This window comes from Variovorax sp. WS11 (genome assembly GCF_010499245.1).
Lineage (GTDB): Bacteria > Pseudomonadota > Gammaproteobacteria > Burkholderiales > Burkholderiaceae_C > Variovorax.
In genome coordinates this window covers 656,993-669,991 of sequence record NZ_JAAGOW010000005.1, presented here as the reverse complement: position 1 = coordinate 669,991, position 12,999 = coordinate 656,993, and the positions used below count along the sequence as shown (strand labels likewise).

The window sequence follows — 12,999 nt, the reverse complement described above, 5'->3', positions numbered from 1 at the left end:
CCATTCAATGAGCCATTTCCTCGACCGCCTCAGCTATTTCAGCCAGCCACGGGAATCCTTCTCCGGCGACCACGGCGTCACCACGGGCGAAGACCGCACGTGGGAAGATGCCTACCGCAATCGTTGGGCGCACGACAAGATCGTGCGCTCGACCCATGGCGTGAACTGCACCGGCTCGTGTTCGTGGAAGATCTACGTCAAGGGCGGCATCGTCACGTGGGAAACCCAGCAGACCGACTACCCGCGCACCCGCTGGGACATGCCCAACCACGAGCCGCGCGGCTGCGCGCGCGGCGCCAGCTACAGCTGGTATCTGTACAGCGCGAACCGCGTCAAGTACCCGATGGTGCGCGGCAGGCTCCTCAAGAGCTGGCGCGAAGCGCGCATCGCGCACGATCCCGTCGGCGCGTGGGCGTCGATTGTCGAGAACGATGCCAGGCGCCGCGACTACCAGCAGGTGCGCGGCCTCGGCGGCTTCGTGCGCTCCTCGTGGGACGAAGTCAACGAGATCGTCGCCGCGGCCAACGTCTACACGATCAAGAAGCACGGGCCGGACCGCATCATCGGCTTCTCGCCGATCCCGGCGATGTCGATGATCAGCTACGCCGCGGGCAGCCGCTACCTCAGCCTGATCGGCGGCGTGTGCATGAGCTTCTACGACTGGTACTGCGATCTGCCGCCGTCCAGCCCGCAGGTCTGGGGCGAGCAGACCGACGTGCCCGAGTCGGCCGACTGGTACAACTCCAGCTACATCATCGCCTGGGGCTCCAACGTGCCGCAGACCCGCACCCCGGACGCGCACTTCTTCACCGAAGTGCGCTACAAGGGCGCGAAGACGGTGGCCGTGACGCCGGACTATTCCGAGGTTGCCAAGCTGGCGGACATCTGGATGCATCCGAAGCAGGGCACCGATGCGGCGGTGGCCATGGCGATGGGCCACGTGATCCTGAAGGAGTTCTACTTTCCCGACGGCGGCCGCGAGCGCAGCGCCTATTTCGACGACTACGTGCGCCGCTACACCGACATGCCGATGCTGGTGATGCTCAAGGAGCACCAGCTCCCCGGCGGCGAAGTCGTCATGGTGCCCGACCGCTATGTGCGCGCATCGGACTTCAACGGCAAGCTGGGCCAGGCCAACAATCCGGAATGGAAGACCGTCGCCTTCGACGAAGAGGGCAAGGTGGTGCTGCCGAACGGCGCGATCGGCTTCCGCTGGGGGCCTGACGGACGTGCGGACCAAGGCCAGTGGAACCTCGAGGCCAAGGAGGCGCGCCACGGCAACGAAGTCAAGCTCAGGCTCTCGGTGCTCGAAGGGGACTCGCCGAGCGCCGAGACGGCCCGGGTCGGCTTCCCGTACTTCGGCGGGATCGCCAGCGAGCACTTCCCCCACAACGAGCAGACCGACGTGCTGGTGCGGACCGTGCCGGTCCGGCGCATCGCGCTCGGCAAGGCCGGCGAGCAGCGCGACGCGCTGGTGGCGACGGTCTTCGACCTGCAGGTGGCGAACTACGGCGTGGCGCGCGGGCTCAGCGGCGAGCTGGCGGCCAGCAGCTTCGACGACGACACGCCCTACACGCCGGCCTGGCAGGAGCGCATCACCGGCACGCCGCGCGCACAGCTGATCACGGTGGCGCGCCAGTTCGCCGAGAACGCGCACAAGACGCACGGCAAGTCGATGGTGATCATCGGCGCGGCGATGAACCACTGGTACCACAGCGACATGAACTACCGCGGTGTCATCAACATGCTGATGATGTGCGGCTGCATCGGCAAGAGCGGCGGCGGCTGGTCGCACTACGTGGGACAGGAGAAGCTGCGCCCGCAGACCGGCTGGACCGCGCTGGCCTTCGCGCTCGACTGGATTCGCCCGCCGCGCCAGATGAACAGCACCAGCTTCTTCTACGCGCACACCGACCAGTGGCGCTACGAGAAGCTGGGCGTGGAGGAAGTGCTCTCGCCGCTGGCCGACAAGAAGGCCTATGCGGGCAGCATGATCGACTACAACGTGCGGGCCGAGCGCATGGGCTGGCTGCCGAGCGCGCCGCAGCTGCAGACCAATCCGCTGCAGGTGGTGCGCGACGCGCAGGCCGCGGGAGTCGATCCGAAGGACTACGCCGTCCAGGCGCTGAAGGACGGCTCGCTCAAGATGAGCTGCACCGACCCCGACCACCCGGACAACTGGCCGCGCAACATGTTCGTGTGGCGCTCCAACATCCTGGGCTCCAGCGGCAAGGGGCACGAGTACTTCCTCAAGCACCTGCTCGGCACCAGCAACGGCGTGCAGGGCAAGGACCTCGGCGCCGAGGAGGCCAAGCCGGAAGAGGTCGTGTGGCACGACAAGGCGCCCGAAGGCAAGCTCGATCTGCTGGTGACGCTCGACTTCCGCATGAGCACCACCTGCCTCTACAGCGACATCGTGCTGCCGACAGCCACCTGGTATGAGAAGAACGACCTCAACACCAGCGACATGCACCCCTTCATCCATCCCCTTTCCACGGCGGTGGACCCGGCCTGGCAGGCGCGCAGCGACTGGGACATCTACAAGGGCTTCGCCAGGAAGTTCAGCGAGGTCTGCGTCGGCCATCTCGGTGTCGAGCGCGAGCTGGTGCTGACGCCCCTGATGCACGACAGCCCGTCGGAACTGGCCCAGCCCTTCGAGGCCCGCGACTGGAAGCGCGGGGAGTGCGAGCTGGTGCCGGGCAAGACCGCGCCCAGCCTGCAGGTGGTGGAGCGCGACTACCCCAACGTCTACAAGCGCTTCACGGCACTGGGACCGCTGATGGGCAAGGCCGGCAACGGCGGCAAGGGCATCGGCTGGAACACGCAGGCCGAAGTGAAGCAGCTCGGCGAACTCTCCGGCTTCGTCACCGAGCCCGGCGTCACCTGCGGGATGCCGAAGATCGAGAGCGACATCGACGCCGCGGAGGTGGTGCTGATGCTGGCGCCCGAGACCAACGGCCACGTGGCGGTGAAGGCCTGGGAGGCATTGGGCAAACAGACCGGACGCGACCACCGGCACCTGGCGATCCACCGAGAGGACGAGAAGATCCGCTTCCGCGACGTCCAGGCGCAGCCGCGCAAGATCATCAGCTCGCCGACCTGGAGCGGCATCGAGAGCGAGACCGTCTCGTACAACGCCGGCTACACCAACGTCCACGAGCTGATCCCATGGCGCACGCTGACCGGGCGGCAGCAGTTCTACCTGGACCACCCGTGGATGATCGCGTTCGGCGAGGGCTTTGCCAGCTACCGCCCGCCGGTGGACCTGAAGACCACCGCGGGGATCCAGGGCGTCAAGCCGAACGGCAATCCCGAGATCGCGCTCAACTTCATCACGCCGCACCAGAAGTGGGGCATTCACTCGACCTACACCGACAACCTGCTGATGCTCACCCTCAGCCGCGGGGGGCCCTGCGTATGGCTGAGCGAGGACGACGCGAAGCGCGCCGGCATCGTCGACAACGACTGGATCGAGCTGTTCAACGTGAACGGCGCCATCGCGGCGCGTGCGGTGGTGAGCCAGCGCGTCAACCCGGGCATGGTGATGATGTATCACGCGCAGGAGAAGATCGTGAACACGCCCGGCTCCGAGATCACCGGCGCGCGCGGCGGCATCCACAACTCGGTGACCCGGATCGTGCTCAAGCCCACCCACATGATCGGCGGCTACGCGCAGTTGAGCTACGGCTTCAACTACTACGGGACCATCGGCACCAACCGCGACGAGTTCGTGGTGGTGCGCAAGATGAACCGGGTCGACTGGCTCGACACGCCGGTCGCCGACGAACTGATTCGCCCCGTGCAGGCGCAAGGAGAAGTCGCATGAAGATTCGCGCGCAGATCGCGATGGTGCTCAACCTGGACAAGTGCATCGGCTGCCACACCTGTTCGGTCACCTGCAAGAACGTCTGGACCAGCCGCCCCGGCATGGAGTACGCCTGGTTCAACAACGTCGAGACCAAGCCCGGCATCGGCTACCCCAAGGAGTGGGAGAACCAGGACAAGTGGAACGGCGGCTGGGTGCGCAAGGCCAACGGAACCATCGAGCCGCGGCAAGGCGCGAAGTGGAAGCTGCTGATGCGCATCTTCGCGAACCCGAACCTGCCCGAGATCGACGACTACTACGAGCCCTTCACCTTCGACTACGGCCACCTGCAGTCGGCACCGGAGATGAAGGCGACCCCCACGGCCCGTCCGCGCAGCCTGATCACCGGCAAGCAGATGGACAAGATCGTCTGGGGGCCGAACTGGGAGGAGATCCTCGGCGGCGAATTTGCCGGGCGCAGCAAGGACAAGAACCTCGACGGATTCGACCGGATGCAGAAGGACATGCTCGGCCAGTTCGAGAACACCTTCATGATGTACCTGCCGCGGCTGTGCGAGCACTGCCTGAACCCGGCGTGCGTGGCGTCCTGCCCCTCCGGCTCGATCTACAAGCGCGAGGAAGACGGCATCGTGCTCATCGACCAGGACAAGTGCCGCGGCTGGCGCATGTGCGTGAGCGGCTGCCCGTACAAGAAGATCTACTACAACTGGAAGAGCGGCAAGGCGGAGAAGTGCATCTTCTGCTACCCGCGCATCGAGGCCGGCCAGCCCACCGTGTGCAGCGAGACCTGCGTCGGCCGCATCCGCTACCTGGGCGTGCTGCTGTACGACGCGGACCGCATCCAGGAGGCTGCCAGCGTCGAGCACGACCGCGACCTGTACCAGGCGCAGCTCGACATCTTCCTCGACCCGAACGACCCCAAGGTCATCGCGCAGGCGCGCCTGGACGGCATCCCCGACAAATGGATGGAGGCGGCGCGCCACAGTCCGGTCTACAAGATGGCGGTGCAATGGAAGGTGGCCCTGCCGCTGCATCCCGAGTACCGCACGCTGCCGATGGTCTGGTACGTGCCGCCGCTGTCGCCGATCAGCGCTGCCGCCAATGCGGGGCATGTGGGCCGCAACGGCGAGATCCCCGACGTCAACCAGCTTCGCATTCCGGTCAACTACCTGGCCAACCTGCTGACCGCCGGCGACACCCTGCCGGTCGTGAACGCGCTCGAGCGCATGCTGGCCATGCGTGCCTACCAGCGCGAGAAGCACGTCGACGGGCGCATCAACCAGGCGGTGCTGGAACAGGTGGGCATCAGCCAGTTGGAAGTGGAGGAGATGTACCAGGTGATGGCGATCGCCAATTACGAGGATCGCTTCGTGATCCCCTCCACCCATCGCGAGTACGCGGAGAACACGTTCAACGTGCGCGGCGGCTGCGGCTTCACCTTCGGCAACGGATGCTCGGAAGGCACCAGCGAGGTGAGCCTGTTCGGCGGCGAGAAAAAGCGCACGATCCCCATCCGGGCGGAGGTTTGAGCATGCTTGCACTGAACTCCCCGCGGCCCATGACCAAGAGCCTGCGCGTCCTCTCGGCCGTGGTCGGCTATCCCGATGCGCATCTGCGCGGCAATCTGCCGGAGATGCGCGATCTGCTGGAGGACGAGCATGCCCTGTCGCCCTCCCGACTTTCCGAACTCGATGCGCTGATGGACACGCTGTGGCGCGCCGACGACCTGGAGGCCGAAGGCGACTACGTCGAACTCTTCGACCGGGGCCGCGGCACCTCCCTGCATCTGTTCGAGCATGTGCACGGCGACTCGCGCGAGCGGGGACCGGCCATGATCGACCTGGCGCAGACCTACGAGAAGGCCGGCTTGCTGCTGGCCGAGGGCGAACTGCCCGACTATCTGCCGGCCGTGCTGGAGTTCGCCTCCACGCAGCCGGCGCGCGAGGCCCGCGCCTTCCTCGGCGAGATGGCACACATCCTGAATGCCATCTTCGGCGCATTGCTGGATCGCGGCAGTCCCTACGCCAGCGTCTTCGGCGCCCTGCTCGAACTGGCCGGGGAGAAGGCGCAGCCGCTCAAGCCGCCGGCCGAAGAGACGCTCGACGAAAGCTGGGCCGAGCCGGTCGCGTTCGACGGCTGCTCGTCGAAAGGCCAAGCGAGGCCAGGCCAGCCGCAACCCATCCACATCGTGCGCAGGAACAACGCGGCACAAGGAGCATCGTCATGAATGGCGTGTATGGCTTTCTTTTCCAGGTCTATCCCTATGTCTGCTTCATGGTGTTCGTGCTGGGCAGCCTGATCCGCTTCGACCAGAGCCAGTACAGCTGGAAGAGCGACTCTTCCCAGATGCTGCGCACCGGAACCCTGCGCTGGGGCAGCAACCTGTTCCACGCCGGCGTCCTGTTCCTGTTCTTCGGCCACATGGTCGGGCTGTTCACGCCGCACAGCGTCTACGGCATCTTCATGAGCGCGGCAACCAAGCAGATGATGGCCGTCGTGGCGGGCGGTGTCGCGGGCAGCCTGTGCTTCGTCGGCCTGTCGCTGCTGCTGTACCGGCGCGTGTTCGATCCGCGCATCCGTCTCACCAGCCACCCCACGGACATCGCGATTCTGCTGGTGCTGTGGGTCCAGCTCGTGGTGGGGCTGATCACGCTGCCGTTCTCGCTGCAGCATGCCGACGGGAGCGTGATGCTGATCCTGGCGGACTGGGCGCAGCGCATCGTCACGCTGCGGCCGGTGGATGCCACGGCACTGGCGGCCCTGGCCTGGCCCTACCAGTTCCACATCGTGTTCGGCATGACGATCTTCCTGCTGTTCCCGTTCAGCCGGCTGGTGCATGTGTGGAGCGGCTTCGGGACGGTCCGATTCCTGTTCCGCTCGCACCAGGTCGTGCGCAGCCGCCGGCTGAACGTGCCTGCCGGTCACAACCAGCCGCGCGAGCCCGGGGCCCTCTGAACGCGAGGAGAGAACTTCATGAATGCCGAAACCCTCAACCCGGGCGCCGCGGCGCCCCACGGCATCGCACCGCGGTTGGCGCGGATCAATGGCGTGGCCCTGCACGCCGAAGCCGAGACGCTGTCGATGGAAGCGTTGCGTCAGCGCGCGTGCTCCGAGCTTCTGCGACAGGCGGCCATCGAGAGCGGCGTGCTGGAGTCCACGGACCGGGCGCCCGGCGATGGAGTGCTCAGCGAAGCGGCCTCGCGGGCCATCGTTGCCTGGCTGGAGCGCGAACTGCAGGTGCCCGAGCCCTCCGAGGAAGCCTGCCGGCGCCATCATGCGGCGCACCCGGCGCGCTACCGGACGGGACAGCGTGTGCGAATCCGGCATGTCCTGTTCGCAGTGACGCCGGGCATGGACGTGGTGGCACTGCGCAATCGCGCAGAGGCCTGCCTGCTCGATGTCCGCTGCCACGGTGGCAAGACAAAGGGTGGCGCAAGCACCGGTTTCGAGCGGGCTGCCCGCGAACTGTCCAACTGTCCCAGCGGGGCAGAAGGCGGCGCGCTCGGATGGCTGACCCCCGCCGATTGCGCACCCGAGTTCGCGCGCGAGATCTTCGGTCACGTCGAGGTCGGCGTCCTGCCGCGCCTGGTGCACAGCCGCTTCGGCCTGCACGTTGTGGAAGTGCTCGAACGCGAGGGTGGCGAGCCGCAGTCTTTCGAGTCGGTGCGCGGCGCGGTCGCGACGGCCCTGCGCCAGCAGGCCTACGTCACGGCGCTTCGGCAGTGCCTTCAGCTGCTGGCCGGCCAGGCCACGGTCGAAGGTGTGGACCTCGACGCGGCGCAGACGCCGCTGGTCCAATAAACGCAGCCGGCGGTGCGCGATGCCTGACGAACTGCTGCAGCGGCTGAGGCGCTTTCACGACGACTACTTTCCCGGCGTGCAGGACCGGTTCCAGAGCCTGGTGCGCGACGGGCAGCATCCGAACATCCTGTTCATCGGGTGCTCCGATTCGCGCCTGGTCCCGTACCTGCTCACCGGCACCGGGCCCGGCGAACTGTTCATCGTCCGCAACGTCGGCGCGCTCGTGCCGCCGCACGACGGCTCCGCCGGCTATCACGGAACGGCTGCCGCGATCGAATTTGCCGTGCTCAGGCTCGGCGTCGAGCGCATCGTCGTCTGTGGCCATAGCCATTGCGGCGGCATCCGCGCGCTGTACGAAGAGGACGTGCCGGAGGCGACCAACCTCTCGGCCTGGCTCGACCTCGCACGTGAGGCCGCGCTGCCGGTGCAGGTGACGGCCGAAGCGCTGCGCCGTACGGAGCAGCGCTGCGTCGTGCTGCAGCTGGAGCGACTGATGGCCTACCCGATGGTTCGCGAGCGCGTCGAGTCGGGCCGTCTCGCGCTCCATGGCTGGCACTACGTGATCGAGGACGGCGAGGTGCATGTCTTCGACCTTCGCACCGGAAGCTTCGTGCCGGCATCGCATGCCGACCACAGCGGTACCGGGCCGTTCGACCACTCGCCGGTGGACGATGGAAGCGGCACCAGCATCTTCAACGAGATCGACGAGGCATTGGCGCCCGCTGGCGCAAGGGCTGCCTGAAGGCCCGGGCGAAACGCTGGGCTGCGTGAAGGAAATCCACGAGTTCCTCGCCGCGCCCGCGCCGGCCGCAGCCATGACGCCGCGGGCAATCGCATCGGCCGTCAATTTACGCAGTGAGATGGATAAAGTGCGTTGCATCAGCGTCGCAATTTGCCTATTATGATGGGCAATATGCCAGCCGGAAGCCCTGCCACCACCATCCACATCCATCGGGGCGGGGAGTGGGTGCCCGCGGCGAGCATCCAGGCCCTCGCGGCTGACAAGTGCCGATTTGAGTACCTGCCCGAGTACGTCTTCAGCGAAGCAGATCCGTGGCCGGTGGCGCTTGGGCTGCCCATCGGCATCGAGCCCGACCGGTGGATTGACGGGCCCGCGGGTCGTGAGGCAGATCGACGGCCGCCAGCGTTCCTTTATGACCTGGTACCGCAAGGCAAGGGCCGCAAGTATCTGCTCGAGCAGCTCGAGCTCGCAGACAGCGACAACTTGATCATGCCGCTGGTGCTGAATGGCGCCTTCAACCCGATCGGCTGCCTACGTTTCGAGAGCGCGCTCGAGTTCTTCAATGACCAGGCGCAAAAGAATCCGGACCCGGCGACGGCTCAGGGATTCGAGCTCGACGAGGTCCTGAAGCGCAGCCAGGGGTTCCTCGACCACCTTTCCCTGCACGCGATGCTCGCTTCAGGCACGACCGGCGTCCAAGGTGTCGCACCGAAGTTTTTGTTGAGCACCGATCAGGACGCTCGTTGGTTCGCAGATCTGGCCCTGCCGGATGAGCGAGTGCGGGAGCACTGGCTGATCAAGCTTCCGCGCGGCAAGAGCAACGAGGATCGAGCTGTGCTGCGAAACGAGGCCGGCTTCCTGCGGCTTGCCGCCTCATGCGGCATGAGGACCCTGGCAGAGCCGAAGCTTCACGGCGAGATCTTGTTCGTCCGGCGCTTCGACCGCCAGGTGATCGATGGGCAGGTCCACCGGCTTCACCAGGAGAGCCTGGCAAGCATTTGTGACCTGCGAGGCTTCGGTATCCCCAAGAGCCAGCAAACGCTGCTCAAGGGGCTCCGCGGTGCCGTGTCGGATCCCGTGTGCGAGACGATCGAGTTCATGCAACGCGATGTGCTGAACCTGGCGATGCGCAACACGGACAACCACGCGCGAAACACGGCGGTGCAGCGGCTTCTCGACGGCACCGTTCAGCTCACCCCCGTATTCGACTTCGCGCCGATGTTCCTCGACAGCGAGGTCATCGTTCGCGGCTGCCATTGGCGTGACGGCGCGGGGAAAATCCAGGACAACTGGACGGAGATCCTCGAAACCCTCGAAGTCGACGACGAAGAACGCGGGATCATTGCCGCGGCCCTGGCCGACTTCGCCCTCACGGTCGCAGCAATCCCTTCGATTGCCGCGGATTGCGGCATCGAGGCGAGTGTGATCGAGGCGTGCAGAAGAACCATCGACAAGCAGGCTGAGCAACTACAGGCGCTCTCCGCTTTCGTTCCAGACGATGTCGATCGGGAGCGCTGCCGTGGATAAGAGGCGCAAGCGCTCGAACGCTGACGGTGAGCGCAGGCTCCGCGCTGAGTTCTACGCTGCCATCGCCTCGGGGAGCATGTCGGTCGGCCAGGCCGTTGCCGCCATGCGTCGCATCAGCAAGCTGACTCAGCCCGAGTTTGCAGAGCACCGCGGCCTCAGCGTTCAAAGCTTGCGGTTGATCGAAGCGGACAAGGCCAACCCGACGATCGAGACCTTGGAAAAAATCGCGGGCATCTTCGGGCTCCAGGTCGGCTTTGTGCCGAAGAACAGCCAGAGAGTTTCCGCCCGCGACCTGGAGCGAGCATCGTCGGAGATCGCCGGCTCCGATTCTGATCGGTGAAATCGACTGGGCGTGATTCCCGGTATCGCGTGATCCTTGACCTTCATCAATACCCCGTTCGCAGCGAAGCCCTACCGTTCGTAGGTTCCAACAGAAGCGGCGCGCATGCGCCCTGCCGCGGCCGCCATGACCAGTGCCGACACCCCCGACCCAAGCTCCCACACGACAGACGGCGCCGACCACCTGATGGCCCTGCTGCGAGAAGGCACCCTGAACCCGCTGCGCCTCGGCGAGCGAACGCTCCTGCCCATCATCCAGGGCGGCATGGGCGTCGGCGTGTCGGCGCACCGGCTGGCCGGCAGCGTCGCGGCGCTCGGCGCGATGGGCACGATCTCGTCCGTTGACCTTCGCCGCCACCATCCGGACCTGATGGAGAAAACGCGCGACCTGCCGCCGGGCGCGGTAGCCACGCGCCAGGCCAAGGAGGACATCAACGCTGCCAATCTCGAGGCGCTGGCGCGCGAGATCCGCGCCGCGCGCGCTCTCTCCGGCGGACGGGGCCTGATCGGCATCAACGTGATGCGCGCGGTCGGCGAGTACGCCCCCTCGGTGACCCGCGCGCTCGAATGCGGGATCGATGCGGTGGTGGTCGGTGCCGGCCTCCCGCTCGACCTGCCGGAGCTCGCCCAGGATCACCCCGACACGCTGCTGATACCCATACTTTCCGATGCGCGCGGCGTGCAGTTGCTGGTGCGCAAATGGGAACGCAGGAAGCGGGTCCCCGACGCGATCGTGATCGAGCATCCGCGCCTGGCCGGCGGCCACCTCGGGGCGGCGAAGATCGCCGACCTGGCCGATCCGCGCTTTGACTTCGAGAACGTCATCCCGCAATCACTGGCGTTCCTGCGTGCGGCGGGCGTCGAGAAGGACATCCCGCTGATCGCGGCCGGCGGCATTCGCCGCTTCGAGGACATCGCACGGGTGCAGGCGCTCGGCGCCGCGGCGGTGCAGCTCGGCACGCCCTTTGCCGTCACGCAGGAATGCGACGCGCATCCCGAGTTCAAGCGCGTGCTGGCACAAGCGCGCGACGAGGATCTGGTCGAGTTCACCAGCGTCGCCGGCTTGCCGGCACGTGCCGTGGCAACCCGCTGGCTCAAGGGCTACTTGAAGGCCGAAGCCAAGCTGCAGAGCGTGGCACACGTCAAGCCGCGCTGCACGCTCGCGTTCGACTGTCTGGCGCAATGCGGATTGCGCGACGGACTGCCGGGCTGGGGCCAGTTCTGCATCGACACCCAGTTGGCAGCGGCCCTGCGCGGCGACGTGAAGAAGGGCCTGTTCTTCCGCGGTGTCGGCAAGCTGCCGTTCGGCGACCAGATTCGCAGCGTGCGCGAGCTGCTCGCGCGCCTTCTGACGCTGGCCGAAGCCACGCCTTCAACGGGCGTCAACCCAGGTTGAGCGCGGAGCGCGTTGCAGCGGCGATGTCATCCGATGTGCACCGGCTGGCCTGCGTTGTCGAATGGAACGAAGCCGGCAATGTCGCCTGACTTGACCGATTCGACCATTCGCTGCAGCGGCGCTTCGGCCTGTTCGCTGGTCAGGCCGCGGGCGCCGCTACCCGAGATGGCGGCAACGAACACGATGTCCCAGGCCTGACCGAACTGTCGCGATTCATCGCGCAATGCGTCGAATGAAATCAGTTCGTCGGGCGTCTTGTCGACGCACATCAGCGGCGTCAACGTGCCGCCCTGGCCGGACAGGAAGCGCTGGCGCTGCGCCGGCGTGGCGTCCTCCGGCATGCCGGCGGCCGTGAAGACGAAAAGCAGGCGCTGCGGCTGCGCTTGTTCGTGCGCGGTGCGCAGCAGATCGTCGAAGCTTGAAATGGTCATGGTGGGCTCTGGTGGCAGGCGTGGCAGCGCATGGCGGCGGGTGCGATCAGCATGCGTTCGCGCGCGATGACGCGCTCGCAATCGCTGCAGAGCCCGTAGAAGCCCTGCGCGATGCGCTGAAGCGCCCGCTCGATTTCCTGCATGGTCGGACGGCGTACCTTGACCGCTGCGAAGCTGGCGACGCATTCGGATGGCAGCACGTCGGTCGCCTGCCCGGAGTGCACGTGGGTTGCTCGCGCACTTTCTCCGACCGCCCACCGATTCATGATGTCCAGACGCTCGATGAACGACTGCAAATCGTCCTCTGTCATGTGGTTCATGCCGACGCCTCCGAATGAATTTGACTTGCCGGCAGTATCCAGACGTCTGTCGATCGAGCCTTGATCCACGTCAAGCCCAGGCCCTCATGTCGAATGCCGCGCCTGATAGCCATACCAGAAGCTTCCCGCAATGCGATGTGCGAGATCGTCGGCGCGTTGTTGCAGCTCCACGTTTTCCAATGCCTGGGTGGTCTCGCGGAAGAGGGCGAGCCAGCGGTGGAAGAGCTCGGGCGTGAGCCCCGGCAATGCCGCATGCTTGGGCATCGGCGTTCCCTTGTATCGGGCCGTGCCCCTGAGGGCAGACGACCAGAAGTCGACGATCCTTGCCAGGTGTCGGTCCCAGTCGGTGATGTGCGATTCGAAGATCGGGGCCAGCACCGGATCCTTGCGTACCTTCGAATAGAAGGCATGGACCAGGTGCACGACCTCCTCTTCGGTACAAAGGTCAGGACTTGGTATGAGAGAACCTGCGGGCCGCGCGCCCGTGGCTTTTTGCTCCGCGAACATCCCACATCTCCTTTTGTCTCCTGGCGTTGCATTCCATTTGGAACCGCAAGCGAAGCCTAGCGCGGATGGGTCGCCGTTTTCTTTGATCTGAAGCAAGCTCCTTGCGCTTT

The 12,999-nt window shown here is 66.1% G+C and carries 12 protein-coding genes; 9 read left to right on the top strand and 3 right to left on the bottom strand.

Annotated features, from left to right (window positions below):
* Positions 1-7: 7 nt before the first annotated feature.
* From GXN78_RS37750 to GXN78_RS37710, 9 genes are all read left to right on the top strand, one after another.
* The gene (locus GXN78_RS37750) at positions 8-3,826 is read left to right on the top strand and encodes a nitrate reductase subunit alpha (protein WP_106555382.1); all 3,819 of its coding nucleotides are present in this window, start codon (positions 8-10) and stop codon (positions 3,824-3,826) included.
* Positions 3,823-5,355, top strand: a complete 1,533-nt coding sequence (gene narH / locus GXN78_RS37745) for a nitrate reductase subunit beta (RefSeq protein WP_106555381.1) — start codon at positions 3,823-3,825, stop codon at positions 5,353-5,355. Before GXN78_RS37750 ends, narH begins: the two co-directional genes overlap by 4 nt.
* Positions 5,356-5,357: 2 nt before the next feature.
* The gene (narJ, locus tag GXN78_RS37740; protein ID WP_219910058.1) at positions 5,358-6,053 is read left to right on the top strand and encodes a nitrate reductase molybdenum cofactor assembly chaperone; all 696 of its coding nucleotides are present in this window, start codon (positions 5,358-5,360) and stop codon (positions 6,051-6,053) included.
* Positions 6,050-6,781, top strand: a complete 732-nt coding sequence (gene narI, locus GXN78_RS37735) for a respiratory nitrate reductase subunit gamma (RefSeq protein WP_106555380.1) — start codon at positions 6,050-6,052, stop codon at positions 6,779-6,781. Before narJ ends, narI begins: the two co-directional genes overlap by 4 nt.
* A gap of 18 nt (positions 6,782-6,799) precedes the next feature.
* Complete coding sequence (locus GXN78_RS37730; protein WP_106555379.1) at positions 6,800-7,627, top strand: peptidylprolyl isomerase; 828 nt, start codon at positions 6,800-6,802, stop codon at positions 7,625-7,627.
* A gap of 19 nt (positions 7,628-7,646) precedes the next feature.
* Positions 7,647-8,369 carry a carbonic anhydrase gene (locus GXN78_RS37725; RefSeq protein ID WP_106555378.1) on the top strand — a complete coding sequence of 241 codons (723 nt, stop codon included), beginning with the start codon at positions 7,647-7,649 and terminating at the stop codon, positions 8,367-8,369.
* 132 nt (positions 8,370-8,501) lie between these two features.
* Positions 8,502-9,896 (top strand): HipA domain-containing protein, encoded by a 1,395-nt coding sequence (locus tag GXN78_RS37720; protein ID WP_146162989.1) that lies wholly within the window; start codon positions 8,502-8,504, stop codon positions 9,894-9,896.
* The gene (locus GXN78_RS37715; protein ID WP_239143069.1) at positions 9,889-10,236 is read left to right on the top strand and encodes a helix-turn-helix transcriptional regulator; all 348 of its coding nucleotides are present in this window, start codon (positions 9,889-9,891) and stop codon (positions 10,234-10,236) included. The genes GXN78_RS37720 and GXN78_RS37715 overlap by 8 nt, the downstream gene beginning before the upstream one ends.
* Before the next feature lie 186 nt (positions 10,237-10,422).
* A complete protein-coding gene (locus GXN78_RS37710) occupies positions 10,423-11,631 on the top strand; it encodes a nitronate monooxygenase family protein (protein ID WP_106555477.1) in 1,209 nt (402 codons plus the stop codon).
* A gap of 26 nt (positions 11,632-11,657) precedes the next feature.
* Here GXN78_RS37710 and GXN78_RS37705 read toward each other — a convergent pair whose 3' ends face one another.
* From GXN78_RS37705 to GXN78_RS37695, 3 genes are read right to left on the bottom strand one after another with little or no spacing between them, the layout of a single operon-like run.
* Positions 11,658-12,062 carry a ribonucleotide reductase subunit alpha gene (locus GXN78_RS37705; RefSeq protein WP_106555375.1) on the bottom strand — a complete coding sequence of 135 codons (405 nt, stop codon included), beginning with the start codon at positions 12,060-12,062 and terminating at the stop codon, positions 11,658-11,660.
* The gene (locus GXN78_RS37700; RefSeq protein WP_146162988.1) at positions 12,059-12,451 is read right to left on the bottom strand and encodes a hypothetical protein; all 393 of its coding nucleotides are present in this window, start codon (positions 12,449-12,451) and stop codon (positions 12,059-12,061) included. Before GXN78_RS37700 ends, GXN78_RS37705 begins: the two co-directional genes overlap by 4 nt.
* A gap of 15 nt (positions 12,452-12,466) precedes the next feature.
* Positions 12,467-12,841, bottom strand: a complete 375-nt coding sequence (locus GXN78_RS37695; protein ID WP_106555476.1) for a group III truncated hemoglobin — start codon at positions 12,839-12,841, stop codon at positions 12,467-12,469.
* Between the last annotated feature and the right edge of the window lie 158 nt (positions 12,842-12,999).

What these genes read in the sequence shown, in the direction of transcription:
- GXN78_RS37750 (WP_106555382.1), top strand. Translation starts at nt 8, where the DNA reads ATGAGCCATTTCCTCGACCGCCTCAGCTATTTCAGCCAGCCACGGGAA.
- narH (WP_106555381.1), top strand. Translation starts at nt 3,823, where the DNA reads ATGAAGATTCGCGCGCAGATCGCGATGGTGCTCAACCTGGACAAGTGC.
- narJ (WP_219910058.1), top strand. Translation starts at nt 5,358, where the DNA reads ATGCTTGCACTGAACTCCCCGCGGCCCATGACCAAGAGCCTGCGCGTC.
- narI (WP_106555380.1), top strand. Translation starts at nt 6,050, where the DNA reads ATGAATGGCGTGTATGGCTTTCTTTTCCAGGTCTATCCCTATGTCTGC.
- GXN78_RS37730 (WP_106555379.1), top strand. Translation starts at nt 6,800, where the DNA reads ATGAATGCCGAAACCCTCAACCCGGGCGCCGCGGCGCCCCACGGCATC.
- GXN78_RS37725 (WP_106555378.1), top strand. Translation starts at nt 7,647, where the DNA reads ATGCCTGACGAACTGCTGCAGCGGCTGAGGCGCTTTCACGACGACTAC.
- GXN78_RS37710 (WP_106555477.1), top strand. Translation starts at nt 10,423, where the DNA reads ATGGCCCTGCTGCGAGAAGGCACCCTGAACCCGCTGCGCCTCGGCGAG.
- GXN78_RS37705 (WP_106555375.1), bottom strand. Translation starts at nt 12,062, where the DNA reads ATGACCATTTCAAGCTTCGACGATCTGCTGCGCACCGCGCACGAACAA.